1 protein-coding gene is annotated in these 356 nt (G+C 61.2%); it reads right to left on the bottom strand.

Going from position 1 to position 356, the window contains the following annotated elements; translation table 11 throughout:
• A partial coding sequence (locus tag AB4Z25_RS29370; protein ID WP_442210580.1) for a hypothetical protein occupies window positions 1–285 on the bottom strand: 285 nt, incomplete at its 3' end.
• Window positions 286–356 lie beyond the last annotated feature (71 nt).

The raw sequence follows: 356 nt of genomic DNA, 5'->3' as shown, positions 1-356 counted from the left end.
AGGACACATCGTGGTCCGTCCGGCGGACGACGGCAGGATGCGGCGGCCGTAGTCGGCAAAGAAGATGGCGTTGATCAGTTCGCTCTTGCCGCGCGAGAACTCGGCAATGAACGCAACCTTCAGCCGGTCGCTCTTCAGGACGCTCTGGATGCGCTGCACGCGGTCATCCGCAGTGGCGTCATAGAGGTCGTACTGTTGCAGCCAGGACTGGAATTCGGCGAGAGACTGAAGGACCCCGGTTCTCCAGGCGCCATATTGTTCGAATTGGTGGGCGAGGCTCGTCATGGAGGTGTTCGCGTTGGCTGGTTCGGCTCGGATTTATCGTTTCGGGCTCGTAGAACACGTCGCGTCCCGGC

Source organism: Rhizobium sp. RAF36, from assembly GCF_052114105.1.
Taxonomy (GTDB): domain Bacteria; phylum Pseudomonadota; class Alphaproteobacteria; order Rhizobiales; family Rhizobiaceae; genus Rhizobium.
This window is presented reverse-complemented; position numbering and strand designations above follow the sequence as displayed.